The organism is Brevibacillus sp. LEMMJ03 (assembly GCF_007197875.1).
GTDB classification, from domain to species: Bacteria; Bacillota; Bacilli; order Brevibacillales; family Brevibacillaceae; genus Brevibacillus; species Brevibacillus thermoruber.
The window spans coordinates 39,348-63,846 of the sequence record NZ_VKJN01000020.1 but is presented as its reverse complement, the minus strand read 5'-3'; the positions used below and the strand labels follow the sequence as shown (position 1 = coordinate 63,846).

Genomic DNA, 24,499 nt, shown 5'->3' with positions numbered 1-24,499 from the left:
AGGTTGATAGGTTCGGTGTGGAAGCGCGGCAACGCGTGGAGCTGACGAATACTAATCGGTCGAGGACTTATCCACTCCATAATCCACTGCCAACCATGCGTATCCAGTTTTCAGGGAATGACGTCACCCCCCTTAACTGCTTGAGTTAAGGGGGTTTTTGCATTTTGGTCCATGCGTGCGGGCAAAAAACTTGTCGACAACTTTGGCATGGAGCCGACAAGTTCCCTCTTGATAGACGGGGATGGGGTAGACTAACATGAGAAGGTACCGAGTTCAGGCGTTGGAGTAGGTAAGAGTGAGGAATGAAGGAGAAATTATCATGAAAAAAATCCTGATCTTTTCTGCTTCCATCGGCAACGGTCATAATCAGGCAGCCCGGGCCATGCAGGAGAGCCTGGCCGAGAAGGGCTACACGTCCATGATCATCGATACGTTGGAATATATCAGTCCGACGTTTCACAAGATCTTGCTGGAAAGCTACATGAACCTGCTGCGGCTTTCCCCCAAAATGTGGGGACGGATTTACCACAATACGGAAAAAATCCGTTTCTTCGATATGAACGTGTGGATGAACAAGCTGCTCGCCAACAAGCTGAAAAAGCTGATCAACAGTGTGCAGCCCGATGCGTTTATCGCCACGCATCCGTTCGCAAGCTGTATGCTGTCCGTACTGAAAGGGCGAAACGGCTGGCGGGAGCCCATCTACACGATCATTACCGACTACACCATTCATCCGTCATGGATCAATCATCACATCAATTATTACTTTATCGCGCATGAACAGTTGTATTACCTGGTGGACATCTACCGGCACGATCATCGGAAGTTCATCCCGCTGGGGATTCCAATCATGCGCAAGTTCCGCCAACCGTTGGACAAGGAGTTCATCCGGCAGAAACTGCAGCTTGAGCCTGGCACGCGCTGCATTGTCCTTTCCGGAGGCGGACTGGGACTCGGTTCCATGGAGCAGGTTCTGGACGGACTGGAAGCGATCAACCTACCGCTGAAGACCTTTATCCTCACCGGTACCAACGACAAGCTGTATCGCAAGGTATCCGCACGCACCTACCGACACGAGGTGGTGCCGCTGCGGTTTATCAATAACTTTCACGAGTACCTGGAGATTGCCGATCTGATCGTCACCAAATCCGGGGGACTGACGACGGCTGAAGTGATGAGCAAACAGGTGCCGATGATTATTTACAACCCCCTGCCGGGCCAGGAGGAACGCAACAGCCACTTTTTGCTCAACAACGGCTGTGCCGTTCACGCCAACGTGTCCGAGCAGTTGATTTATTTTATCGAGGAATTGCTGCACAATCCGACGAAGGTGGAATACATGAAAAGAATGGCACAAAAAATAGCCAAACCGGATGCTGCAGAACGCATCGCCGATTTCATTCACAACGACATGACAACCCTGTTTGGAGAAGACAAAGAGACAGAGTAACCGGACAGGACGAGGAGGGAGCCATGAGTATACCGTACGCTGTTTTGTTTGACATGGACGGAACCCTGCTGCAGACGGAGAAGCTGTCGACGCCTGCGTTCCAGCGGACGTTTGAACAGCTCCGCGAACAGGGGCTGTGGGACGGGCCCGCCCCCGACGAGCGGGAATTGGTCAACGTCTTGGGTCTGACGATTGAGCAGGTCTGGGCAAAATTGCTGCCGGGAATCAGCGAGGATACCAAAAAAACGGCCGACCGGCTGCTGCTGGAAAACGAGCTGGCCCTGCTGCGGCAGAACGTCACGGATCTCTACCCGGGTGTCCGCGAAGTGCTTGCGAAGCTGCATGCCCGGGGCGTGGCCCTGTTTGTCGCCAGCAACGGGCAGGAACGGTACATCGAAGCCATCTGCGAGCATTACGGGCTGACGCCGCTGTTTACCGACCTGTACTCCGCGGGCCGCTTTCACACGCGTTCCAAACGGGATCTCGTCGCCAAACTGCTGCGTGATCACGACGTGAAACAGGCCGTCATGGTGGGAGACCGGCACTCCGATGTGGAGGCGGGTAAAGCGAACGGCCTGTTTACCGTGGGCTGCGACTTCGGCTTTGCCAAACCGGGGGAACTGGACGGAGCCGATGTGATCATCACCGAATTCTCGCAGCTGCCGGACCACCTGCCGGCCCCAACAACAGTCAACAGCAACCATCCCTAAACCATCCGCCGGGGATGGTTTTTGTTTTGGTTTCAACCGAAGCCTTTTTGCCTACACTAGAAAGTGTATTCCCCTCTTGCATCCGCGGCGTAAAGCCATTATAATCAAAGTCAAAGATAGTCAAAGTCAAGAACAAACACAGTGGAACAGGAGGCGACGACTTGCGGAACATCTCGGACATTATTGAGCAGCATCTCAAGCGCATCATTCAAGAGAGTCCGACCGGCTCTGTCGAGATACAGCGCAGCGAGCTTGCCGACCTATTTCAGTGTGTGCCGTCTCAGATCAACTACGTCATCAACACCCGCTTTACGGTCGAAAAAGGATACATCGTCGAAAGCAAGCGCGGCGGGGGCGGCTACATCCGCATCCGCAAAGTGCAGATCGTCAGCAAGGCCCGGCTGCAGGAGCTGTTGACCGAGGAGCTGATCGGCGAGAGCATCTCCCAGGGAGTTGGTCATGCGATTGTCGACCGCTTGCTGGAGGAAGGATTGATCAACAACCGGGAAGCGGCCCTGATGAAAATCGCCACCTCGCGCAATGTGCTGACGGTGGAAGCTGAAGTGCGCGACCGCCTGCGGGCCAACATTTTAAAACAGATGATTGCTGCCATTTTGCTGCGGTAAGAACATTCACCAAGCCAACCCGGACTGTCAAGCAACCGGTTAGGAGGGACGATCTGATGAACTGTGAAGAATGCGGGAAACGACCGGCGACGCTGCATTTGACCAAAATCGTCAACGGTGAAAAAACCGAATATCATATTTGTGAGCACTGCGCTCAGGAAAAAGGGGATGTCTTTGCCGGTTTTCACAACTTCAGCATCAACAATCTCCTTTCGGGGCTGTTGCACTTTGATCCGATGACCAAAAAATCGCAGGAAACGGCACAAAAGCCGCTGCGCTGCGAAACCTGCGGGCTCACGTACGCCCAGTTCAGCAAAAGCGGCCGGTTCGGCTGCAGCGATTGCTACACGTTTTTGGGCGACCGGCTGGATCCGCTCTTCCGCCGGATTCACGGCAATACCCAGCATATGGGGAAAGTGCCGGAGCGAACCGGCGGTCAGCTCAAGCTGCGCAAAGAGCTGGAACAGCTAAAAAGCGCGCTGCAGCGCTATGTCGCCAGCGAAGAGTTCGAAAAGGCGGCCGAAATCCGCGACCGCATCCGGGCGCTGGAACAAAAAATCGCGCAATCGTAAGCAGGGGGAGGTGAGGCGGATATGTCCCAACAGAAGTTCATGCAAAACCCGTGGAGCAACTGGATGAAAGGGGAGGGACCCGATTCCGACATCGTCATCAGCACGCGGCTGCGCATCGCTCGCAACCTGCGGCAGCATCCGTTCCCGCTGCTCGCCACCGATTCCCAGGCGGAAGAGGTGGTGAAGAAAGTGGCGGAGGTGAGCAAGGTCGAAGCGATGAAAAATCGTTCGCCGCTCCAGTTGATCCAGATGGACCAGCTAAGCCCGCTGGAGAAACGCGTGCTGGTGGAAAAACACCTGATCAGTCCCCACCTTGCCGAGGAATCCCGCAAAGGGGCCGTCCTGCTCAGCGAGGATGAATCGGTCAGCATCATGGTGAACGAGGAGGACCACATCCGCATTCAGGTGCTGCTGCCCGGGTTCCAGTTGAATGAAGCATGGGAGATCGGCACCAAAATCGACGACGTGTTTGAAAAGCACCTGACGTACGCGTTTGACGAGAAGCGGGGATACCTGACGAGCTGTCCGACCAACGTCGGCACCGGCATCCGCGCCTCGGTCATGCTGCATCTGCCGGCCCTGGTGATGACCCAGCAGATCAACCGCATTCTGCAGGCGATCAATCAGGTGGGACTGGTGGTCCGGGGCATCTACGGCGAAGGCAGCGAAGCGCTGGGCAACCTGTTCCAGCTTTCCAACCAGGTGACGCTGGGGATGTCGGAGGCGGACATTTTGTCCAACCTTTACAGCGTCGCGCGGCAGATCATCGAACAGGAGCGCGTTGCCCGCCGCTACCTGATGGAGCACTCCCGCGTCGACCTGGAGGACCGCATCTTCCGTTCGTACGGCATTTTGCGGTACGCGCGGACGATGGAATCGAAGGAAGCGTCACAGCGCCTCTCCGACGTTCGGCTGGGCCTCGATCTGGGCCTCATCAAAAACGTTTCGCACCAGTTGTTGAACGAGCTGCTGGTGACGACTCAGCCCGGGTTCCTGCAGCATCGCGCGGGGCAGAAGCTGACGCCGGAACAGCGGGACGAACGGCGGGCCCGCCTGATTCGGGAGCGCCTCTCCGCCCACTGAGAACATCGGTTGATGATCGACGGAATCACGCATTAGTTTTATCCATAGAGAGAACATACTGGTTGGAGGTGTACGCGATATGATGTTTGGACGTTTTACCGAACGAGCTCAAAAGGTGTTGGCGCTGGCGTTGGAGGAAGCCGTCCGCTTGGGTCACAAGGACATTGGCACCGAGCACGTGCTCCTCGGACTGATCAGGGAAGGCGAAGGCATTGCCGCCAAGGCGCTGCAATCGCTGGGGCTTGGTCTCGACAAGATCCAAAGCGAAGTGGAGTCGCTGATCGGCCGCGGCACGGAACAAACCGGAGGCAACTACACGCCCAACTACACCCCCCGTGCCAAAAAGGTCATTGAACTGTCCATGGACGAAGCGCGCAAGCTGGGTCACACCTACGTCGGCACGGAGCACATCCTGCTCGGCCTGATCCGCGAAGGGGAGGGCATCGCCGCGCGGATCATGAACAACCTGGGCGTCAGCCTGAACAAAGCCCGCCAGCAAGTGCTGCAGCTCCTGGGAAGCTCTGAAATGATGAACGCCCATCAGCCGTCCGGCGGCAATCCGGCGGCCAACACGCCGACCCTGGACAGCCTGGCCCGCGACTTGACGGCGATTGCCCGCGAAGGCGGCCTGGACCCGGTGATTGGCCGGCAGAAGGAAATTGAACGCGTGATCCAGGTGCTCAGCCGCCGGACCAAAAACAACCCGGTGCTGATCGGGGAGCCCGGCGTCGGGAAGACCGCGATCGCCGAAGGGCTTGCGCAGAAGATTGTCAACAACGAAATTCCCGAAACGCTGCGCGACAAGCGCGTCATGACGCTGGACATGGGCACCGTAGTGGCGGGAACCAAGTACCGCGGCGAATTTGAAGACCGGTTGAAAAAGATCATGGATGAAATCCGCCAGGCGGGCAACATCATCCTGTTCATCGACGAGCTGCACACCCTGATCGGGGCGGGCGGCGCGGAAGGCGCGATCGACGCTTCCAACATCCTCAAGCCGGCGCTGGCCCGCGGTGAACTGCAGTGCGTCGGCGCGACCACGCTGGACGAATACCGCAAATACATCGAGAAGGACGCGGCCCTGGAGCGCCGTTTCCAACCGATTCAGGTGGATGAACCGACAGTGGAGGACGCGATCAAGATCCTGCACGGATTGCGCGACCGCTACGAAGCGCACCACCGCGTCAAAATCACGGACGAGGCAATCGAACAGGCGGTGAAGCTGTCTGACCGCTACATCACCGACCGCTTCCTGCCGGACAAGGCGATTGACCTGATCGACGAGGCGGCTTCCAAGGTGCGTTTGCAATCCTTTACCGTACCGCCGAATCTGAAAGAGCTGGAAAGCCGCCTGGAAGAAGTGCGCAAGGAAAAGGACGCGGCTGTCCAATCGCAGGAGTTTGAAGAAGCGGCGGCGCTGCGCGACCAAGAGCAGAAGCTGCGCGAAGAACTGGAGAAGACGAAAAAAGATTGGAAAGAGCGTCAGGGCAAGCTGAACATGGAAGTGACGCCGGAGGACATCGCCCATGTGGTGGCCAACTGGACCGGCATCCCCGTGGTCAAATTGAAGGAAGAAGAGACGGAGCGCCTGCTGAAGATGGAGGAGATTTTGCATGACCGCGTCATCGGCCAGGACGAAGCGGTCAAGTCCATCTCCCGTGCGATCCGCCGCGCCCGTGCCGGTCTGAAGGACCCGAAACGGCCGATCGGTTCGTTCATCTTCCTCGGCCCGACCGGCGTCGGGAAAACGGAATTGGCCCGCGCTGTGGCCGAAGCCCTGTTCGGCGACGAAGACGCGATGATCCGCATCGACATGTCCGAGTACATGGAGAAGCATTCGACCGCCCGTCTCGTCGGCGCGCCTCCGGGATACATCGGCTACGACGAAGGCGGCCAGCTCACGGAAAAAGTTCGCCGCAGACCGTACTCGGTCATCCTGCTGGATGAAATCGAAAAAGCGCACCCGGATGTCTTCAACATCCTGCTGCAGGTCCTGGATGACGGCCGTCTGACCGACTCCAAGGGGCGTACGGTGGACTTCCGCAACACGGTGGTGATCATGACCTCCAACGTGGGCGCCAACATGATCAAGAAAAACACGACGCTCGGCTTCACCACCGGCGATACCGAGAAAAAGTATCAGGACATGAAAGACAAAGTGATGGACGAGTTGAAGAAAAGCTTCCGTCCGGAATTCCTGAACCGGATCGACGAAGTGATCGTCTTCCACTCGCTGGAGCAGGAGCACATCGAGCAGATCGTCACCCTGATGACGGAAGAACTGCGCAAGCGCCTGAAAGAACAGGAGATCGATTTCCAACTGACCGATGCAGCCAAGAAAGTACTGGCCAAAGAGGGCTTCGATCCGGCGTACGGCGCCCGTCCGCTCCGCCGAGCCATCCAGCGGCACATCGAGGACAAATTGTCCGAAGAGCTGCTGAAGGGCACGATTCACAAGGGCGATACGGTCACCATCGACGCGGAAGACGATCAACTGGTCGTGAAGCGCTTGGAAACGACCACGTCGTAATCGGTGAAAGGAAGGAATGCCTCCGAAACTGGAGGTATTCTTTTTTTGTGCGCCCATGTATGATAAACATGTAAAGGAGAAATCCCAGACGAGGTACCGTTATGTCAAAGTATAAAACGAAATACGCGTGTCAAGAATGTGGCTATGAATCGCCCAAATGGATGGGCAAATGTCCGGGGTGCAGCCGTTGGAACACGATGGTCGAAGAAGTGGCGGTCAAATCGTCTCACCGGTACGAGCTGACGGTCGGCGGGCAGCGTCAGGAAGCCATGCCGCTGACGCAGGTGGCGAGCGAGGAAGAACCGCGGCTGGATACGACGATCGGCGAACTGAACCGCGTGTTGGGCGGCGGACTTGTTCCCGGGTCGCTGATTCTCGTCGGCGGGGATCCCGGGATCGGCAAATCGACCCTGCTGCTGCAGACGTCTTTTGCGCTCGCCCACCAGGGGTTCAAAGTGCTGTACGTCTCCGGCGAGGAGTCGGCCAAGCAGATCAAGCTGCGGGCCGACCGCCTGGGGATGAACACTCCGCCCATGTACGTGCTGGCGGAGAACGACTTGGAACTGATCGAACAGCATATTAATCAGGTAGATCCGCATGTGTTGATTATTGACTCGATACAAACCGTGTTTCATCCCGCCGTTCAGTCCGCGGCGGGCAGCGTGGCGCAGGTGCGGGAGGCGACCGCCCAGTTGATGCGCATTGCCAAGGGCAAGGGCATCGCCACCTTCATTGTCGGCCACGTGACCAAGGAAGGGTCCATCGCCGGTCCCCGCATGCTGGAGCACATGGTGGATGCCGTGCTCTACTTTGAAGGGGAGCGGCACAACACCTTCCGCATCTTGCGGGCGGTGAAAAACCGCTTTGGCTCCACCAACGAGATCGGCATTTTTGAGATGAAGGAACGGGGCTTGGAAGAGGTGGGCAATCCGTCGGAAATCTTTCTCGCGGAGCGGCCCGTCGGCGTGGCTGGTTCCACGGTGGTGGCCAGCATGGAAGGGACGCGGCCGGTGCTGGTGGAACTGCAGGCGCTGGTGGCGCCCACCAGCTTTGTGACGCCGCGGCGGATGGCGACCGGGGTGGACCATCAGCGCGTGGCCATGATCATGGCCGTGCTGGAAAAGCGCATGGGACTGATGCTGCAAAACCAGGACGCGTACGTCAACGTGGCCGGCGGTGTGCGGCTGGATGAGCCGGCCGTCGATTTGGCGATTGCGGTCAGCATCGCCAGCAGTTTCCGCGACCAGCCGACCAACCCGCACGACGTCGTCATCGGCGAAGTGGGGCTGACGGGCGAAGTGCGTGGAGTTTCCCGGATCGAACAGCGGGTCAGGGAAGCCCACAAGCTGGGGTTCAAGCGGGTGATCATTCCGGAAAAGAACATCCGCGGCCTGGAAGTCCCGACCGGCATGGACGTAATCGGCATCAGCAACATCGCCGAAGCTTTGGACGAGGTGCTAAGGGGGTAGACGCAACCTATGTTCGAGACAAACAAAAGAGAGCCGCAGTACAGCGATGTCCTGCGCCTCGTCGCTCCCGGGACGCCGCTTCGCGAGGGGCTGGAAAACGTGCTGCGGGCGAAAACGGGCGGCCTGATCGTCGTCGGATACGGCCCGGAGATGAAAGGCATCGTGGACGGGGGCTTTTCCATTAATTGCGACTTCACGCCCGCTCATTTGTATGAATTGGCCAAGATGGACGGGGCGATCATAGTAAGTGAAGACGCCAAGCGGATTTTGTACGCCAACGCCCAGTTGTTTCCCCCCGCCTCCATCCCTTCGAGCGAGACGGGAACGCGCCATCGCACGGCGCAGCGGACGGCCATTCAGACCAACCACCTGGTCATCGCCATCTCCCAGCGGCGCAACGTGATCACGCTGTATCAAGGCCATTTCCGCTACGTCTTGAACGACATCAGCGTGATTTTGGCCAAGGCCAATCAGGCCCTCTCCACGCTGGAAAAGTACAAGGCCGTGCTGGACCAGACGCTGACCAACCTGGGCGCGATGGAGTTTGAAGAATTGGTGACGCTGCACGAAGTCACCTCCGTTTTGCAGCGGATCGAGATGGTTTTACGCATCAAAGCGGAGATTACCAAGTATATTTATGAACTGGGGACGGAAGGGCGGCTTGTCAGCATGCAGGTGGATGAGCTGGTCGCCAATATCGAAGAGGAAGCCCGCATGCTGATTCGCGATTACAGCCGCGACCCCAACCTGCCGGCGGAGCAGGTGCTCAAGGAAATGAAGAAACTGACCGCCGATGAAATGTTGGAAATCAGTTCATTTTTGCGAATTCTTGGCTATCCCGCCAACGCCAGCATGCTGGAGGAGTCGGTGTCGCCGCGCGGATACCGCATCCTCAACAAGATTCCCCGCCTGCCGATGACGATCATATCCAACCTGGTGGATCATTTTCACAATCTGCCGCGGATCATGATGGCCACCATCGAGGAGCTGGACGAGGTGGACGGCATCGGCGAAGTGCGGGCGAGGGCGATCAAGGAAGGGTTGAAACGGATCCAGGAGCAGGTGTTCATTGACAGGCACATTTGAGGTAGAATAGGATACAGGCATGATTGCATTGATCTTTGCCAAGGGGACTTGCCGGCAATGGACAGATTTTTCGCGTCTCCTTTGCGAACCAAACCAGGAGGTAGTCTATGTTCGTGAAATCGTTGCCGAACATGCTAACCATAAGTAACTTGTTTTTGGGGATCGTCGCCATCATTCTCGCGTTTCAGGGCGACCAGTACGTGGATTACGCGGCGATTACCGTTATCGTCGGGATGCTGATGGACGGACTGGACGGACGGGTGGCCCGCATGCTGAACGTGCAGAGCGAGTTTGGCAAAGAGCTGGATTCCCTTTCCGACGTCATTACGTTCGGGGTGGCCCCGGCGTTTATCATGTATGTGGTGGCATTGCAGGATCTGCACCTGTTCGGCATTGTGGTGACGGCCATCTTCCCGATTTGCGGGGCGCTCAGGCTGGCGCGCTTCAACGTCCAGGCAGGCGTGCCCGGCTACTTCGTGGGTCTGCCGATCACGGCTGCGGGCGGGGTGCTTGCGACGCTGGCCCTGTACCACCAGGTGTTCAACGTGGCGATGCTGGCGGTCGGCATGCTGCTGCTGGCCTTTTTGATGGTGTCCACCATCAAGTATCCGAACTTCAAAAAGGTGGGCATCCCGAAATCGGCGTTTTGGATCACGCCCCTCATCGTGGCGCTTGTGGTCGTCGTGGCGATCAAGTACCCGCAGCAGTTTCCCAAAATCGTCTTCCTGCCGCTCGCCTTTTACGCCCTGTACGGAATAAAAAAAAACGTTGACCTTTTGGTGAAAAAACTGCGCAAGAAAAAGGAAAGCGAAGAAGAGTCACTGCCGTTTGAATAACGCCTCACGGACGCATGCCGGTACCGTTCGGATGCGGTCCCGCCTGGCCTGTCGGATATCCGGTCCGGCTGTCGAGAGAAAACCCGCTCGCGAAAGCGGGTTTTTTCTTTGAACATGCAACTTTTCTTTGCGTACAATCGTAATACCAAATGGGAGTCTATGACAGGTTGAATACCCCGAGGGTATTGAGGCGCTCCGACTCCTGCCGGATGACGTCTTCCAGCCTGATGTCGGTAATGTTGCACAGCGCGGTGAGGTAGAAGAGGTTTTTGCCCAGCTCCGCCGTCAATACGTCGCGGCAATGTTCGCACAAGGGGCCGGAAAAATGAGTGTCCAAGAGCGATTGGTTTTCCTGCAAACTTTTACGGGGATCGTAGGACTGCTTCTTGGCAACCACTTCGACACAGCCGCATTCGGTGATGGCTTTGGTCAGTGAACGGTTGATACGGGCCGCTGTTTCCTGAATTTTGGACATGACGTCCAGTACGCTGCGGTGTCTGAGCAGCAGCTCCGAGACCTGCGTTTGGAAGTCGTCCACGTTTCGATGGTCCATGTGAGTCACCTCTGCTTCAGGCTGTTGATATCGTCAGAATTTTTCATTCAATTTGCTACTGTCATTATAAGAAGGGAATCCGTCCCCTGTCAATTTGGGAACGGAGGAAAACGGGCGTTCTCCATTGACGGAAATTTAACATGTATGTTAAAATCTTTGGCTATTTGACACTGAGTTTTCATCTTTGATATAGTGGGGGAGAAGTGCCGCCATGAAATGTGTGAGCCATGTTAAGGAAGCAGGGTTTTTCCTGCGGACTTCTGTCTATATTAATAAGAGGAGGTGAAGGCATGGTTCGCCGATTAGGAAAAAGCTTTTTTGTGCTGGTCGGGGGCGGCCTGGGTTACAAATTTGGTCCCGACCTGTTTGACTTGCTGGATACGCTGCTCAATTTCGGTGACGTGCATTACAAGAGTTATATCGGAGCCGTTTTAGGCGCCGTGATTTTCTTCTTCCTCGCCAACTGGCTGGTCGATTACACGCTGCGCATCGTCCGGTGGGGAGAAGAAACGCTGATCAAGCTGCCAATTGTGGATGTCATGTTCGGCGCGATGGGGTTGATTATTGGTCTAATTGTTGCCTTTTTATTATTCCTTCCCATCAGCAACATCCCGATTCCGGTGATAGGCGATCTGCTGCCGTTGATGGTGTCGTGTCTGCTCGGATACCTGGGCTTCCAGGTGGGCTTCCGCAAACGTGATGAGATCATGGCCGTCTTTTCCATCGGACGCAGGGAAAAGGGCAAAAAGGAAAACAGCGGAACGCCGTCCAACGTGGAGTACAAGATTTTGGACACCAGCGTGATTATCGACGGGCGGATTGCCGACATCTGCCGGACGGGTTTCCTGGAAGGAGTGCTGGTGATTCCCGGCTTCGTGCTGGAAGAGCTGCAGCACATTGCCGACTCGTCCGACGTGTTGAAGCGCAACCGCGGCCGCCGCGGACTGGACATCCTGAACAAGATCCAGAAAGAGATGAAGGTCAAGGTGCAGATCTACGAAGGAGACTTTGAAGAGGTCTCCGAAGTGGACAGCAAGCTGATCAAGCTGGCGAAGGTGATGAACGGCAAGGTCGTCACCAACGATTTCAACCTGAACAAGGTGTGCGAACTGCAGGGCGTGTCGGTGCTGAACATCAACGATCTGGCCAATGCGGTCAAGCCGGTGGTTCTCCCCGGCGAAGAGCTGACCGTCCAGGTGATCAAGGACGGCAAGGAGCACGGCCAAGGGGTGGCGTACCTGGACGACGGCACGATGATCGTCGTCGAAGGGGGACGCGAATACATCGGCAACGACGTCGACGTGCTGGTCACCAGCGTGCTGCAAACCTCGGCGGGGCGGATGATCTTCGCCAAGCCCAAGCTGTTGGAAAAAGCGTTGTAGAGACTGGAGAGGAATGGGGACGTGAACACGGGAGTCGTGATAGTCGCAGCCGGTTCCGGCAGGCGAATGGGAGCGGAGCGCAACAAGGTGTGGCTGCCGCTGGGCGGGGAGCCGATTTTGGCCCATACCGTCCGCCTGTTTGCCGCTCACCCGGAGATCGGTGAAGTGGTTCTGGTGGTCAGCGAGCGCGACCACGCCGATGTGCTCGCCTGGCTCAAACGGGAGAAGCTGAAGCTGACCGTCGCGCTGGGGGGTGCCGAACGGCAGGACAGCGTCCGCAGCGGGCTGGCCGCACTTTCCCCGAACTGCTCGTACGTACTTGTGCACGACGCCGCCCGTCCTTTCGTGACCAGGGAACAGATCAGTGAGTTGATTCGGCAGGTTCGGCGGGATCAGGCGACGATCATGGCCGTTCCTGTCAAGGATACCATCAAAGTGGTAGGGGCGAACGGCAAGGTCCAGTCGACCCCGGCGCGCGAGAGCTTGTGGGCGGTGCAAACCCCACAAGCTTTTCGTGTTTCCTTGTTGCGGGAGGCACATCAGGCGGCCCTCGAGGCGGGCAAAACGGGCACGGACGACGCCATGTTGGTGGAGTGGCTGGGCCATCCCGTCACCGTCATGCCGGGAAGCTATGAAAACATTAAAATCACCACGCCGGACGATTTGTGGCTGGGCGAGGAGATTTTGCGCAGAAGAAGGGGAGAGCAGCGATGAGAATTGGACAGGGATTTGACGTGCATCAACTGGTGGAAGGCCGCCCCTGCATTATCGGGGGCGTGACCATTCCCTACGAAAAAGGGCTTTTGGGCCACTCCGACGCGGACGTGCTCCTGCACGCGATCAGCGACGCACTGCTCGGGGCGATTGGCGAAGGGGACATCGGCCGCCATTTTCCCGATACCGATCCGGCGTTCAAGGACGCGGACAGCGTCAAGCTGATGGAACACGTCTGGAAGCTGGTCAAGGAGCGGGGATACCGCCTGGGCAACGTGGACGCCACGATTATCGCCCAGGCGCCGAAAATGGCGCCGTTCATTCCGCAGATGCGGGAAATCATTGCCCGCGTGCTGGAAGCGGACGAGCTGTCCCAGGTGAACGTGAAGGCAACCACCACCGAAAAGCTGGGCTTTACCGGCCGCGGAGAGGGAATTGCTGCACAGGCCGTCTGCTTGCTTGTCAAGCAGCGGGGAGAGGTGTAAGATAAGACCTTAGAAACGAAAAAGACAGTGATGCAGACCCGGAAACATGGGCGCCGCAGTTCAGCCCTGTTTCCGCCTTTTTTACACCTTCAACGAATAGGATGGTGCTTCTCATGGCGAAAAAAATCCGTACGCGATACGCTCCCAGTCCGACGGGGCATCTACATATCGGCGGCGCGCGCACGGCGCTGTTCAACTATTTGTTTGCCAAGCATATGGGGGGCGAATTCATCGTCCGCATCGAGGATACGGACCAAACACGCAACGTGGAAAACGCTGACGAAGAGCAGATGAAGAATCTCAAATGGCTCGGCATCCAGTGGGAAGAAGGCACCGACATCGGCGGGCCGTACGGGCCGTACCGGCAGATGGACCGGCTGGACATTTACCGCAAATACATCGACCAACTGCTGGCCGAGGGCAAGGCGTACTACTGCTACGCGACCAAGGAAGAACTGGACGCGGAGCGGGAGGAGCAGATCGCCCGCGGCGAGACTCCGCGCATTTCGGAAAAACACCGCAACGTGACGCCGGAACAGCGGGAACAGTACGAGCGGGAGGGCCGCGTTCCGTCCATTCACTTCAAGGTGCCGGACGACAAGGTGTACGTCGTCAACGACCTGATTCGCGGACAGGTGACGTTTGAAACCAAAGAGATGGGCGATTTCGTCATCTGTCGACCGGACGGCATTCCCACCTACAACTTTGCGGTCGTGATCGACGACCACCTGATGGAGATCAGCCACGTCATTCGCGGCGAGGAGCACTTGTCCAACACCCCACGCCAGTTGATGATTTACGAAGCGTTGGGCTGGGAGCCGCCGCAGTTCGCGCACCTGGCGCTGATTCTCAACCAGGAAGGCAAAAAGATGTCGAAGCGCGACGAGAGCATTATCCAGTTTATCGAACAGTACCGTGAACTGGGCTTTTTGCCGGAAGCGATCGTCAACTTCCTGGTGCTGCTCGGATGGTCGCCGGGCGGGGAGGAAGAGATCTTCGCCATGGAGGACATCATCAAGCTGTTCTCCCTGGACCGCGTCAGCAAGTCGCCGGCCGTCTTCGACACGGCCAAGATGAACTGGATGAACAACTACTACCTGAAGCGGCAGCCGCTTGACCTCATCACCGACATGTGCATTCCGCACCTGCAAAAGGCGGGGTTCATCGAGGAGACGCTGTCCGACGAGAAGCGGGCATGGGTGCGCGAGATCGTCTCGCTCTACCAGGAGCAGATGTCCTACTGTGCGCAGATCGTGCCGCTGGCGGCGCTTTTCTTCCTCGACGAAGTGGTGTACGATGAAGAAGCGAAGGCGGTATTGAAGGAACCGCAATTGCCCGAGGTGCTGGAATCGTTTGTCAAACACCTGTCGGCGCAGAACGAATATAATACGGATACAATCAAAGCGGTGCTGAAAGAGGTGCAAAAAGAAACCGGCCACAAAGGCAAGGCCCTGTTCATGCCGGTGCGCGTGGCGGCTACCGGTCAGGCTCACGGGCGCGATTTGGCCGTGACGCTCTATCTGCTGGGCAAAGACAAGGTGCTGGAACGCGTCAAGCGCGTCCTGACGCACGGCGAATAATGGATAAAGGCAAATGCGAGGAACAGGAGAAGTACGGCAGCCTCCGCGTCTCCAGAGAGGATGGGCAGGTGGGAGCCATCCGGCGCGCGCTGTTTGGAAATGCCCCTGGGAGCAGTGACCTGAACCCGCGTCCGTTTGGGGCGCGGCAGTAGGGCAGACGGTGCCCCGCCGTTACCGGGAGATGAGCGAGATCGTCCGCACGGGCCCAAGGCGCCGTTTCCGGGACGGTCTAAGCAGAGTGGAACCGCGGTTCACACCGTCTCTGCCTCCTTCGCACGCGAAGGCGGCCGGGGCGGTTTTTCTTATTCCAACGAAAACAATCTGGCAGGAGGTGTCACCCTATGTTCAGACAGATGCGAGACGACATTCAAGCGGTATTTGAGCGCGATCCGGCAGCCCGGAGCACGCTGGAGGTGGTCCTGACCTACTCCGGCCTGCACGCCATTTGGGGCCATCGGATTGCCCACAAACTGTGGAAGGCCGGATGGTGTACGCTGGCCCGGGTCGTTTCTCAGTTTGTCCGGTTTATGACCGGCATCGAGATTCACCCGGGAGCGAAGATCGGCAGACGGCTGTTTATCGACCACGGGATGGGCGTCGTCATTGGCGAGACCTGCGAAATCGGCGACAACGTCACCATCTACCAGGGGGTGACGCTGGGCGGTACGGGCAAGGAAAAAGGCAAGCGCCATCCCACCATCGGCAATAATGTGATTATCGCCACCGGAGCGAAAGTGCTCGGCTCGTTCAAGATCGGCGACAACTCCAAAATCGGGGCGGGAGCGGTCGTGCTGCAGGAGGTGCCGCCCAACTCCACCGTGGTCGGAATCAAGGCCCGCATCGTCATTCAGGACGGCAAGCGCGTCACGTGCGACCTGGATCATGTCAATCTGCCCGACCCGCTGGCTGACACGATTCGGCAGATGCAGCGGGAAATCGAGCAGCTGCGCAACGAAGTGAACGCATTGAGGGAGGAAAAGAAAAGCAATGAGCATTCAGTTTACTAATACCCTGACCCGGCGAAAGGAACCGTTCGTTCCGCTTGAGCCGGGCAAGGTGAAGATGTACGTATGCGGACCGACCGTGTACAACTACATTCACATCGGCAACGCCCGCCCGGCGATCGTGTTTGATACCCTGCGCCGGTATTTGCAGTACCGCGGATACCAGGTCACGTTTGTGCAGAACATTACAGACGTGGATGACAAGCTGATTCGCGTCGCCAACGAGGAGGGCACGACCGTCAAGGAAGTGGCCGACCGCTACATGGCGGCCTACAACGAAGACCTGCGGGCCCTCAATGTGCTGCCGCCCGACGTTCAGCCGCGCGTGATGCATACGATTCCCGAGATCATCCGCTTTATCGAGGGACTGATCGAGAAAGGCTATGCGTATGAGAGCGAAGGGGACGTCTATTTCCGCACCGGCCGGTTCAACGAATACGGCAAGCTCTCCCACCAGCCGCTGGACGATCTGCAGGCGGGTGCCCGCGTGGAGGTAAACGAAAAGAAGGAAAACCCGCTCGACTTCGCGCTGTGGAAAGCGGCCAAGCCGGGCGAAGTGAGCTGGGAAAGTCCGTGGGGCCAGGGGCGGCCGGGCTGGCACATCGAGTGCTCCGCGATGGCGCTCAAATTCCTCGGCGAGCAGATTGACATCCATGCCGGCGGGTCCGACCTGGTGTTTCCCCACCACGAAAACGAAATTGCCCAGTCGGAATGCTACACCGGCAAAGTGTTTGCCCGCTACTGGCTGCACAACGGCATGCTGAACATCAACAACGAAAAGATGTCCAAGTCGCTCGGCAACTTCCTCTTGGCGCGGGAGCTGATCGAGCGGTACGGCGGGCAGTTGATCCGCTTTTTCATGCTGCAGGGCCACTACCGCAACCCGATCAACTTCAGCGACGATCTGCTGGAGCAGGCGGCCAACGGTTTGGAGCGGATCACGACCGCCTACGCCAACCTGCTGCACCGGCTGGAGACGGCCCGTCCGGAGGAGCCAAACGGCCAGGCCGAGGAGCAGGCCCGGATCGTAAGCGAACTGCGGGAGCGGTTTATCGCCGAGATGGACGACGATCTGAACACGGCCAATGCCATTACCGTGCTGTTTGACCTGGTGAAGGAAGCCAACCTGTACATGCGCAACCAAAACGTCGGCCGGGAGCAGCTTGCCGCATACCGCGACCTGCTGCTGGAGCTGACCGGCGTGCTCGGCCTGAAGCTGGAGCAGGAACAGGAGCTCCTGGACAGCGAAGTGGAGTCGCTCATCGCGGAGCGGACGGAAGCGCGCAAATCGCGCAATTTTGCTCGCGCAGACGAGATTCGCGACCTGCTGGCTGCAAAGGGAATCGTGCTGGAAGACACCCCGCAGGGCGTTCGCTGGCGCCGCAAGTAAAGGGCCGGTGACACGATGCAGAAGGAAGAACTGTCCCGAGACCCCAACCTGATGAATCCGCTGGTGCTGGCCTTTTTGGGCGACGCCACCTACGCCCACTGCGTCCGCTACCATTTGATCGCCAAGGGGCTGGTGAAGCCGCACCAGCTCCACAAGGCGGCCAACCGGTACGTGTCGGCCAGGGCGCAGGCGGGCATCCTGCACGCCCTGCTGCCGTCCCTTTCGGAGGAGGAACAGGCAGTGGTGAGGCGCGGACGCAACGCCAAGTCCGGTTCCAGCGCGAAAAACGCCGACATCATTGACTACCGGCACGCCACCGCGTTCGAAGCCCTGATCGGGTACCTGTATCTGTGCGGAAAAGAAGAGCGGGTCGCTGAAATCGTGCAGCAGGCCTTTGCGATTGTGGAAGGAGCATCTGAACATGAGTGAAGAGTGGATTGTCGGGAAAAACCCGGTCATCGAAGCGCTGCGGTCGGGGCGCGCCATCAACAAGATCTGGATCGCCGAAGGGACGAACAAAAACCTGATGGGGCCGATTTTCTCCCTGGCCAGGGATCAGGGTGTGGTAGTCACCACGGCCAATCGCAAAAAACTGGATCAGCTCAGCGGCACCGACAACCATCAGGGCGTCATCGCGTCGGTGGCGGCTTACGACTACGTCGAGGTGGAGGACATTCTCCGGCGGGCGGAGGAGCGGAACGAACCGCCGTTCCTGCTCTTGTTGGACGAGCTGGAAGACCCGCACAACCTGGGCTCGATCATGCGGACGGCCGATGCGGTCGGGGCGCACGGCATCATCATTCCCAAGCGGCGCTCCGTCGGGCTGACGGCGACCGTGGCCAAAGCGTCTGCGGGGGCGATCAACTACGTGCCCGTCGCCCGGGTAACCAACCTGGTCCGGACCATGGAGGAGCTGAAACAGCGGGGCGTCTGGATTGCCGGCACGGACGCGGGGGCCAAGCAGGACTTCCGCGAGGGCGATTACACCATGCCGCTGGCCGTGGTCATCGGCAGTGAGGGCAAAGGCATGAGCCGCCTGGTCCGGGAGAACTGCGATTTTCTCTACCGTCTGCCGATGGCGGGAAACGTCACCTCGCTCAACGCCTCCGTCGCCGCCGCCCTGCTCATGTACGAAGTCTACCGCGCCAGGAGTCCGCTGCCGGCACGGGTGAAGTGAAATGGCGAAAAGGAAAGCCAAACAACTGTTGATTGTGGACGGCTACAACATCATCGGGGCCTGGCCCGACCTGCGCGCACTCAAGGACCAGGATCGCATGGACGAAGCGCGCGACCTGCTCATCTCCAGGCTGGCCGAGTACCAGAGCTTTACCGGGATCAAGGTGATCATCGTGTTTGACGCCTACAACGTGCCTGGTGCCGGCCGGCAGATGCAGGACTACCAGGTGGACATCTACTACACCAAACAGAAAGAGACAGCCGACGAAAAAATTGAACAGTTGGTCTTGGAATTTCACGAAAAAAATCGACAAATTTATGTAGCGACGTCCGACTACACCTCCCAGCGCGTCATCTTCGGCCAGGGGGCGCTGCGCAAGTCGGCCAGGGAACTTCTTCTGGACATGGAAAGTGTCGGGAAAGAGATCAAGCAGCAGGTGGACAAAACGCATGAAGAGCGGTTTTCCACCCGCATTTCGCTGGATGGGGAAATAGCGAAAATATTCGAAAAATGGCGAAGGGAATAACTTGGATTCGGTTGACGCTTTTTTATGCCGCATGTATAATAGCCGTATCTGTGAGAAACCGGTTGGCGGAGGGATCATTCGTGAGTGTTGACCTCAAGGAGTTGAAACATGCCCAATATGAGATGATGTCCGACGAAGAGATAGTCGACCTGGTTCGCGAAAATGATGCCGAGGCCCTGGAGTACTTGATCAACAAGTACAAAAATTTCGTGCGGGCCAAAGCGCGTTCCTATTTTCTTATTGGGGCCGACCGCGAAGACATTGTGCAGGAAGGCATGATCGGCCTGTACAAATCGATTCGCGATTTCCGAGGGGACAAGCTCACATCGTTCAAAGCGTTTGCCGAACTGTGCATCACCCGCCAGATTATTACCGCCATCAAAACGGCTACCCGCCAAAAACACATTCCGCTCAACTCCTACGTATCGCTGGACAAGCCCATCTACGATGAAGATTCCGACCGTACGCTGCTGGACGTCATCTGCGGCACCAAGGTGACCGATCCGGAAGAGCTGTTCATCAACCGCGAGGAATTTGACGACATCGAGGGAAAGATGAGCGAAATCCTGAGCGACCTGGAACGGCAGGTGCTGATGCTGTATCTGGACGGACGTTCCTACCAGCAGATCGCCGTGGAGCTGAAGCGTCACGTCAAGTCGATCGACAACGCCCTGCAGCGGGTGAAGCGCAAGCTGGAACGGTATCTGGAAGGAAGAGAGATTCATCTGTGATACAGAGAATCTCTTTTTTGCATTCTGGAACAAAATACTTTCCTCTTGTCAAGCCGTTTTGTTGACATGGGTAGACGGGTGTGATAAATTTGTTTAGGTAGCCATAAACGATTTTCTCTCGTGTTTGATGGCTGCTGTCTCACAAATGGTCAGGAAAAGTAGCGGTTTTCCCGTACTATTTTGTTCCCTTTCTATCAGCAGCGAAGGTTTGAAATGAGATGGAGGTGGCAATAAATGCGAGTAAACATCACGTTGGCGTGCACCGAGTGTGGTGAGCGTAACTATATCTCCACCAAAAACAAGCGCACGACTACCGAGCGTGTGGAACTGAAAAAGTACTGCTCCCGTGACAAGAAGCATACCCTTCATCGCGAGACGAAGTAACGCATGGAAGCGACGAAGTCTGGGGGTGGCACTGTGGGTTTCCTAGCACGAATCGGTGCCGGATTTCGCCGGACAGGCGAATTTTTCGGCGACGTTATGTCCGAACTGAAGAAGGTCCGCTGGCCCAACCGGAAAGAACTGACCAGCTACACGATCGTCGTTCTTGTAACGGTGACGCTGCTTGCGCTGTTCTTCTTCGTCATCGACTTGGGTATCTCGCGCGTGATCGATTTGATTTTAGGAAAGTAATTTTGCAAGCCTAGGAGGGACGGACGGAAACGTCCTTGTGGATATGGAAAAAGCATGGTATGTCGTTCATACGTACTCAGGTTATGAAAACAAGGTAAAGACCAATCTGGAGAAACGCGTCGAGTCGATGGGCATGGAAGACAAGATCTTCCGCGTTCTCGTCCCCACCGAAGAAGAGGTGGAGACGAAGGACGGCAAAAAACGCACCGTCACGAAAAAAGTGTTTCCCGGATACGTCCTTGTTGAAATGGTGATGACGGACGACTCGTGGTATGTCGTGCGCAACACCCCTGGGGTTACCGGCTTTGTCGGTTCCACGGGCGCCGGTTCCAAACCGACTCCGCTGCGTCCTGAAGAGGCGGATGCGATCCTCCGTCAGATGGGGATCGAGATTCCCAAGGTCAAAGTCGACTTCGCTCTCCGCGATATGGTGCGGGTGACGGACGGTCCGTTCTCCAACCGGACGGGAGAGATCATCGAGATTCACCCAGACAGACAGAAGGTCCGTGTGCTGGTGGACATCTTCGGGCGTGAAACACCGGTGGAATTGGACTTTACGCAGGTTCAAAAATTGGATTAGGATTGATCTTGAAAAGTATCGCGCTATGTGGTACATTTCATTTTGTTTTAAAAATCGTCTCGGCGATTTTTAAAAAAGATGATGTGCCCCCAAAGGGCAGCAAAAACGGCGACGCCGTCTTTGCAATCCCGCCGCAAACTCTGGGGTTTCTTGCACTCTCACTATAGATGGAAAGTCTACATAGGCTTTCGACAAAACGGTGGGAGGGGGCATGCCCCCGCATTAACCACATGTGAAGTAAGGAGGTGTCTTACGTGGCTAAGAAGGTTATCCGCGTAATTAAGTTACAAATCCCGGCAGGTAAAGCAAATCCTGCACCTCCGGTAGGTCCGGCTCTCGGCCAAGCTGGTGTGAACATCATGGGATTCTGTAAAGAATTCAACGCTCGTACAGAGAGCGAAGCAGGAATGATCATTCCGGTAGAAATTACCGTTTATGAAGACCGTTCCTTCACCTTCATCACGAAGACTCCGCCGGCTGCTGTTCTGCTGAAAAAAGCTGCTGGCATCGAGTCCGGTTCCGGCGTACCGAACAAAACCAAGGTCGCTACCCTGAAGCGTGACAAAGTACGCGAGATCGCGGAACTGAAACGCCCTGACCTGAATGCTGCATCCGTGGAAGCGGCTATGCGCATGATCGAAGGGACGGCTCGTTCCATGGGTATCGTGATCGAAGACTAATGGTGCTGTTGTGAGGGGGTACAGGTAATGTGCCCCCTATTTGTGGGAGGATCAAACCGCTACGACCACATTGAAGGGAGATTTTACACATGGCAAAACGAGGCAAAAAGTATCAAGAAGCTGCCAAGCTGATTGACAAAAACAAGGTATACGAAGTAACCGAAGCGATTGAGCTGGTGAAAAAAGCAGCGTCCGCCAAGTTTGACGAAACGGTGGAAGCGGCGTTTCGCCTGGGGGTAGACCCGAAGCGTGCTGACCAGCAAATCCGCGGTGCGGTGGTACTGCCGCACGGTACCGGTAAAGTACAGCGCGTTCTCGTGTTCGCGAAAGGCGAAAAAGCGAAAGAAGCGGAAGCGGCTGGTGCCGATTACGTGGGCGATGCTGACCTGATCGCCAAAATCCAAGGCGGCTGGTTTGACTTTGACGTTGTGGTAGCCACCCCGGACATGATGGGTGAAGTAGGGAAACTGGGTCGCGTACTCGGTCCGAAAGGCCTCATGCCAAACCCGAAAACCGGCACCGTTACCTTCGACGTAGCCAAAGCCGTCAACGAAATCAAAGCCGGTAAAATCGAGTACCGCGTAGACAAAGCAGGTAACATCCACGCGCCGATCGGCAAAGTGTCCTTTGACGTCGAGAAGCTGGCGGAAAACCTGGCTGCGCTGACCGAAGCGCTCAACCGTGCGAAACCGGCAGCAGCGAAAGGCGTTTACATGAAAAACGTATCCATCAGCTCCACGATGGGTCCGGGCGTACGCGTCGCTGTAAAATAATGACACTTGACTTCCCGTGGGGAAGTTGCTATGATAGTGCCTGTTGATGAAAAGAATATGTCATGCCGTAGACAGAAGGTGCGGAGCTTGGCTTGTCCAAGCGATGCTTAATATCCCTCCGAGGCGTGTAATGGTACGGAAAAAGGAGCCGCTGCGTTCCTTTGACGATAGAACATTATGCCCTCGTGTGTCTACGAGGGCATTCTTCTTTTTCGAGGATAGAGCACGGGAGGTGTAAACATTGGCAGAAATCCGTCCAACCGTTATTCGTGAAGAGAAAGTACAAGCGGTAAATGAGATCGCAACCAAACTGCGCGAAAGCCAAACCACCGTGGTGGCTGACTACCGCGGCCTGACCGTAGCGCAGGTGACCGAACTGCGCAAACAACTGCGCGAAGCAGGCGTTGAGTTCCAAGTGTTGAAAAACACGCTCACCCGCCTGGCGACCGCGAAAGAAAACCTGACTGAACTGGATCAGTATCTGACGGGTCCGAACGCGCTGGCGTTTGGCAAGGATGATGCGGTTGCTCCGGCGAAAGTCCTGGTGGAATTCGCGAAGAAAAACGAGCAGCTCGAAATCAAAGGCGGCGTCATCGAGGGCAAAGTGGTAGGTCCGGAGCAAATCAAGGCGCTGGCTTCCCTGCCGTCCCGCGAAGGTCTGCTGTCCATGCTCCTCAGCGTACTGCAGGCGCCGATCCGCAACTTCGCGCTGGCTGTCAAAGCAGTATCCGATCAAAAAGAAGGCCAAGGCGCGTAATAGCGTAAACGGACTTCACATTCGACGGGCCGCGTAAACGGCCGTCGCCAATACAATTTCCTGGAATGGGAGGATTAGAAGATGAGCAAAGAGCAAATCATTGAAGCGATTAAAGGCATGTCCGTTCTGGAACTGAACGAACTGGTTAAAGCAATCGAAGAAGAGTTCGGCGTAACCGCTGCTGCTCCGGTAGCTGTAGTTGCTGGCGGTGCTGGCGCTGCTGATGCTGCTGCTGAGCAAACCGAATTCACCGTAAACCTGGTAAGCGGCGGCGCTTCCAAAATCAACGTGATCAAAGTGGTTCGCGAGCTGACCGGCCTGGGTCTGAAAGAAGCAAAAGACCTGGTAGACAACGCTCCGAAGACACTCAAAGAAGGCGTGTCCAAAGAAGAAGCCGAATCCATCAAAGCAAAACTCGAAGAAGCTGGCGCAACTGTAGAAATCAAGTAAGTTGGCTTCCTGAAACGGAAACATCCCCTTGCCTGCGGCAGGGGGATTTTCTGTACACATGCACCCAGATCGGACGAGGAAAGGTTGGATGAACCGTGGCAGACCATTACTACACCAGCCGCCCCGGCGCCGCGCATGACGAGCGCCAGTTTTCCTTTACCCTGCGCGGGCACGAACTGCGCTTCATTACCGATGCCGGCGTCTTTTCCCGCGACCGGGTGGACTTCGGCAGTGTCCTGTTGATTGAGACGATGCAGGTTGACCGGGACGCGCGCGTGCTCGACGTGGGCTGCGGGTACGGACCGATCGGGCTTGCGGCCGCCAAGCTGGCAGACCAAGGGCGGGTCATGATGATCGACATCAACGAACGGGCCGTGGAACTGGCTCGCCGCAACGCCCAACTGAACGGCATTGGCAATGTGGAGGTCCGGGTCAGCGACGTGTACGCTGCGGTTCAGGGGGAGACGTTTGACGTGATTCTCACCAACCCGCCGATCCGCGCCGGCAAGGAAATCGTTCACCGCATCTTTACCGAAGGGCACGGGCTGCTTCGGGAGGGGGGCGAACTGTGGGTGGTGATCCAAAAGAAGCAGGGAGCGCCATCCGCCTGGAAAAAGCTGCAGGAGACGTACCGCGACGTGGAGGAAGTGGAACGGAGCAAGGGGTACCATATTTTCCGCGCGGTGAAGTAGAAAAAACGCCCTTGACGCGAATATTTCGTT

Annotated in this window: 28 protein-coding genes and 1 other annotated feature; of the genes, 27 read left to right on the top strand and 1 reads right to left on the bottom strand. The window is 57.0% G+C overall.

The window, feature by feature from the left end; genetic code table 11:
* The first annotated feature begins 319 nt into the window (after window positions 1-319).
* The 9 genes from FOI68_RS19835 to pssA all read left to right on the top strand — a co-directional run bounded on the left by FOI68_RS19835 (window position 320) and on the right by pssA (window position 10,362).
* Window positions 320-1,450, top strand: a complete 1,131-nt coding sequence (locus tag FOI68_RS19835; RefSeq protein ID WP_029101107.1) for an MGDG synthase family glycosyltransferase — start codon at window positions 320-322, stop codon at window positions 1,448-1,450.
* Window positions 1,451-1,473: 23 nt separating this feature from the next.
* Window positions 1,474-2,160: an HAD family hydrolase gene (locus FOI68_RS19830; protein ID WP_143864077.1), complete on the top strand. Its 687-nt coding sequence runs from the start codon at window positions 1,474-1,476 to the stop codon at window positions 2,158-2,160.
* A 161-nt stretch (window positions 2,161-2,321) separates the two neighbouring features.
* Entirely contained in the window at window positions 2,322-2,786 is a 465-nt protein-coding gene (locus tag FOI68_RS19825) for a CtsR family transcriptional regulator (protein ID WP_029101105.1), read from the top strand.
* A gap of 56 nt (window positions 2,787-2,842) precedes the next feature.
* A complete protein-coding gene (gene mcsA, locus FOI68_RS19820) occupies window positions 2,843-3,358 on the top strand; it encodes a protein-arginine kinase activator protein McsA (protein ID WP_029101104.1) in 516 nt (171 codons plus the stop codon).
* Window positions 3,359-3,379: 21 nt separating this feature from the next.
* The gene (gene mcsB / locus FOI68_RS19815; RefSeq protein WP_029101103.1) at window positions 3,380-4,441 is read left to right on the top strand and encodes a protein-arginine kinase McsB; all 1,062 of its coding nucleotides are present in this window, start codon (window positions 3,380-3,382) and stop codon (window positions 4,439-4,441) included.
* 79 nt (window positions 4,442-4,520) lie between these two features.
* Window positions 4,521-6,971 carry an ATP-dependent Clp protease ATP-binding subunit gene (locus FOI68_RS19810; protein WP_029101102.1) on the top strand — a complete coding sequence of 817 codons (2,451 nt, stop codon included), beginning with the start codon at window positions 4,521-4,523 and terminating at the stop codon, window positions 6,969-6,971.
* Window positions 6,972-7,072: 101 nt separating this feature from the next.
* Window positions 7,073-8,440 carry a DNA repair protein RadA gene (gene radA, locus FOI68_RS19805; protein ID WP_029101101.1) on the top strand — a complete coding sequence of 456 codons (1,368 nt, stop codon included), beginning with the start codon at window positions 7,073-7,075 and terminating at the stop codon, window positions 8,438-8,440.
* Between the two features lie 9 nt (window positions 8,441-8,449).
* Window positions 8,450-9,526 carry a DNA integrity scanning diadenylate cyclase DisA gene (disA, locus tag FOI68_RS19800; protein ID WP_029101100.1) on the top strand — a complete coding sequence of 359 codons (1,077 nt, stop codon included), beginning with the start codon at window positions 8,450-8,452 and terminating at the stop codon, window positions 9,524-9,526.
* Between the two features lie 107 nt (window positions 9,527-9,633).
* A complete protein-coding gene (pssA, locus tag FOI68_RS19795) occupies window positions 9,634-10,362 on the top strand; it encodes a CDP-diacylglycerol--serine O-phosphatidyltransferase (protein ID WP_029101099.1) in 729 nt (242 codons plus the stop codon).
* A gap of 157 nt (window positions 10,363-10,519) precedes the next feature.
* Here pssA and FOI68_RS19790 read toward each other — a convergent pair whose 3' ends face one another.
* The gene (locus tag FOI68_RS19790) at window positions 10,520-10,915 is read right to left on the bottom strand and encodes a nucleoside triphosphate pyrophosphohydrolase family protein (protein WP_029101098.1); all 396 of its coding nucleotides are present in this window, start codon (window positions 10,913-10,915) and stop codon (window positions 10,520-10,522) included.
* Between the two features lie 290 nt (window positions 10,916-11,205).
* On the opposite strand from FOI68_RS19790, the gene FOI68_RS19785 reads away from it, so the two are divergent.
* From FOI68_RS19785 to FOI68_RS19700, 18 genes are all read left to right on the top strand, one after another.
* A complete protein-coding gene (locus tag FOI68_RS19785) occupies window positions 11,206-12,297 on the top strand; it encodes a PIN/TRAM domain-containing protein (protein WP_029101097.1) in 1,092 nt (363 codons plus the stop codon).
* Between the two features lie 21 nt (window positions 12,298-12,318).
* On the top strand, window positions 12,319-13,011 hold the full coding sequence (ispD, locus tag FOI68_RS19780; protein ID WP_029101096.1) for a 2-C-methyl-D-erythritol 4-phosphate cytidylyltransferase: 693 nt from the start codon (window positions 12,319-12,321) through the stop codon (window positions 13,009-13,011).
* Entirely contained in the window at window positions 13,008-13,496 is a 489-nt protein-coding gene (gene ispF, locus FOI68_RS19775; protein WP_029101095.1) for a 2-C-methyl-D-erythritol 2,4-cyclodiphosphate synthase, read from the top strand. The genes ispD and ispF overlap by 4 nt, the downstream gene beginning before the upstream one ends.
* A gap of 113 nt (window positions 13,497-13,609) precedes the next feature.
* Window positions 13,610-15,076: a glutamate--tRNA ligase gene (gene gltX / locus FOI68_RS19770; RefSeq protein ID WP_029101094.1), complete on the top strand. Its 1,467-nt coding sequence runs from the start codon at window positions 13,610-13,612 to the stop codon at window positions 15,074-15,076.
* A gap of 341 nt (window positions 15,077-15,417) precedes the next feature.
* Window positions 15,418-16,083 (top strand): serine O-acetyltransferase, encoded by a 666-nt coding sequence (gene cysE, locus FOI68_RS19765; RefSeq protein ID WP_029101093.1) that lies wholly within the window; start codon window positions 15,418-15,420, stop codon window positions 16,081-16,083.
* Window positions 16,064-17,470, top strand: a complete 1,407-nt coding sequence (gene cysS / locus FOI68_RS19760; RefSeq protein ID WP_143864076.1) for a cysteine--tRNA ligase — start codon at window positions 16,064-16,066, stop codon at window positions 17,468-17,470. The genes cysE and cysS overlap by 20 nt, the downstream gene beginning before the upstream one ends.
* Before the next feature lie 15 nt (window positions 17,471-17,485).
* Window positions 17,486-17,899: a Mini-ribonuclease 3 gene (locus FOI68_RS19755; protein WP_029101091.1), complete on the top strand. Its 414-nt coding sequence runs from the start codon at window positions 17,486-17,488 to the stop codon at window positions 17,897-17,899.
* Window positions 17,892-18,647 carry a 23S rRNA (guanosine(2251)-2'-O)-methyltransferase RlmB gene (rlmB, locus tag FOI68_RS19750; RefSeq protein ID WP_143864075.1) on the top strand — a complete coding sequence of 252 codons (756 nt, stop codon included), beginning with the start codon at window positions 17,892-17,894 and terminating at the stop codon, window positions 18,645-18,647. The genes FOI68_RS19755 and rlmB overlap by 8 nt, the downstream gene beginning before the upstream one ends.
* Window position 18,648: 1 nt before the next feature.
* Window positions 18,649-19,173, top strand: coding sequence for an NYN domain-containing protein (locus tag FOI68_RS19745; protein ID WP_143864074.1), 525 nt, complete (start codon window positions 18,649-18,651; stop codon window positions 19,171-19,173).
* Between the two features lie 80 nt (window positions 19,174-19,253).
* A complete protein-coding gene (gene sigH, locus FOI68_RS19740) occupies window positions 19,254-19,904 on the top strand; it encodes an RNA polymerase sporulation sigma factor SigH (protein ID WP_029101088.1) in 651 nt (216 codons plus the stop codon).
* Window positions 19,905-20,138: 234 nt separating this feature from the next.
* The gene (gene rpmG / locus FOI68_RS19735; protein ID WP_029101087.1) at window positions 20,139-20,288 is read left to right on the top strand and encodes a 50S ribosomal protein L33; all 150 of its coding nucleotides are present in this window, start codon (window positions 20,139-20,141) and stop codon (window positions 20,286-20,288) included.
* A gap of 33 nt (window positions 20,289-20,321) precedes the next feature.
* Window positions 20,322-20,537: a preprotein translocase subunit SecE gene (gene secE, locus FOI68_RS19730; protein ID WP_029101086.1), complete on the top strand. Its 216-nt coding sequence runs from the start codon at window positions 20,322-20,324 to the stop codon at window positions 20,535-20,537.
* A 43-nt stretch (window positions 20,538-20,580) separates the two neighbouring features.
* Entirely contained in the window at window positions 20,581-21,117 is a 537-nt protein-coding gene (nusG, locus tag FOI68_RS19725; RefSeq protein WP_029101085.1) for a transcription termination/antitermination protein NusG, read from the top strand.
* A 254-nt stretch (window positions 21,118-21,371) separates the two neighbouring features.
* Window positions 21,372-21,797, top strand: a complete 426-nt coding sequence (rplK, locus tag FOI68_RS19720; protein WP_029101084.1) for a 50S ribosomal protein L11 — start codon at window positions 21,372-21,374, stop codon at window positions 21,795-21,797.
* A gap of 89 nt (window positions 21,798-21,886) precedes the next feature.
* The gene (gene rplA, locus FOI68_RS19715) at window positions 21,887-22,570 is read left to right on the top strand and encodes a 50S ribosomal protein L1 (protein WP_029101083.1); all 684 of its coding nucleotides are present in this window, start codon (window positions 21,887-21,889) and stop codon (window positions 22,568-22,570) included.
* 47 nt (window positions 22,571-22,617) lie between these two features.
* Window positions 22,618-22,788: a sequence feature (ribosomal protein L10 leader region), on the top strand.
* A 23-nt stretch (window positions 22,789-22,811) separates the two neighbouring features.
* Window positions 22,812-23,327 carry a 50S ribosomal protein L10 gene (gene rplJ / locus FOI68_RS19710; protein WP_029101082.1) on the top strand — a complete coding sequence of 172 codons (516 nt, stop codon included), beginning with the start codon at window positions 22,812-22,814 and terminating at the stop codon, window positions 23,325-23,327.
* 81 nt (window positions 23,328-23,408) lie between these two features.
* Window positions 23,409-23,777: a 50S ribosomal protein L7/L12 gene (gene rplL / locus FOI68_RS19705; protein WP_029101081.1), complete on the top strand. Its 369-nt coding sequence runs from the start codon at window positions 23,409-23,411 to the stop codon at window positions 23,775-23,777.
* A 95-nt stretch (window positions 23,778-23,872) separates the two neighbouring features.
* The gene (locus FOI68_RS19700; protein ID WP_143864073.1) at window positions 23,873-24,469 is read left to right on the top strand and encodes a class I SAM-dependent methyltransferase; all 597 of its coding nucleotides are present in this window, start codon (window positions 23,873-23,875) and stop codon (window positions 24,467-24,469) included.
* The last annotated feature ends 30 nt before the right edge of the window (window positions 24,470-24,499 follow it).

Coding starts and splice junctions, on each gene's coding strand:
- FOI68_RS19835 (WP_029101107.1), top strand. CDS start 320: ATGAAAAAAATCCTGATCTTTTCTGCTTCCATCGGCAACGGTCATAAT.
- FOI68_RS19830 (WP_143864077.1), top strand. CDS start 1,474: ATGAGTATACCGTACGCTGTTTTGTTTGACATGGACGGAACCCTGCTG.
- mcsA (WP_029101104.1), top strand. CDS start 2,843: ATGAACTGTGAAGAATGCGGGAAACGACCGGCGACGCTGCATTTGACC.
- mcsB (WP_029101103.1), top strand. CDS start 3,380: ATGTCCCAACAGAAGTTCATGCAAAACCCGTGGAGCAACTGGATGAAA.
- FOI68_RS19810 (WP_029101102.1), top strand. CDS start 4,521: ATGATGTTTGGACGTTTTACCGAACGAGCTCAAAAGGTGTTGGCGCTG.
- radA (WP_029101101.1), top strand. CDS start 7,073: ATGTCAAAGTATAAAACGAAATACGCGTGTCAAGAATGTGGCTATGAA.
- disA (WP_029101100.1), top strand. CDS start 8,450: ATGTTCGAGACAAACAAAAGAGAGCCGCAGTACAGCGATGTCCTGCGC.
- pssA (WP_029101099.1), top strand. CDS start 9,634: ATGTTCGTGAAATCGTTGCCGAACATGCTAACCATAAGTAACTTGTTT.
- FOI68_RS19790 (WP_029101098.1), bottom strand. CDS start 10,915: ATGGACCATCGAAACGTGGACGACTTCCAAACGCAGGTCTCGGAGCTG.
- FOI68_RS19785 (WP_029101097.1), top strand. CDS start 11,206: ATGGTTCGCCGATTAGGAAAAAGCTTTTTTGTGCTGGTCGGGGGCGGC.
- ispF (WP_029101095.1), top strand. CDS start 13,008: ATGAGAATTGGACAGGGATTTGACGTGCATCAACTGGTGGAAGGCCGC.
- gltX (WP_029101094.1), top strand. CDS start 13,610: ATGGCGAAAAAAATCCGTACGCGATACGCTCCCAGTCCGACGGGGCAT.
- cysE (WP_029101093.1), top strand. CDS start 15,418: ATGTTCAGACAGATGCGAGACGACATTCAAGCGGTATTTGAGCGCGAT.
- cysS (WP_143864076.1), top strand. CDS start 16,064: ATGAGCATTCAGTTTACTAATACCCTGACCCGGCGAAAGGAACCGTTC.
- FOI68_RS19755 (WP_029101091.1), top strand. CDS start 17,486: ATGCAGAAGGAAGAACTGTCCCGAGACCCCAACCTGATGAATCCGCTG.
- rlmB (WP_143864075.1), top strand. CDS start 17,892: ATGAGTGAAGAGTGGATTGTCGGGAAAAACCCGGTCATCGAAGCGCTG.
- FOI68_RS19745 (WP_143864074.1), top strand. CDS start 18,649: ATGGCGAAAAGGAAAGCCAAACAACTGTTGATTGTGGACGGCTACAAC.
- rpmG (WP_029101087.1), top strand. CDS start 20,139: ATGCGAGTAAACATCACGTTGGCGTGCACCGAGTGTGGTGAGCGTAAC.
- nusG (WP_029101085.1), top strand. CDS start 20,581: ATGGAAAAAGCATGGTATGTCGTTCATACGTACTCAGGTTATGAAAAC.
- rplA (WP_029101083.1), top strand. CDS start 21,887: ATGGCAAAACGAGGCAAAAAGTATCAAGAAGCTGCCAAGCTGATTGAC.
- rplL (WP_029101081.1), top strand. CDS start 23,409: ATGAGCAAAGAGCAAATCATTGAAGCGATTAAAGGCATGTCCGTTCTG.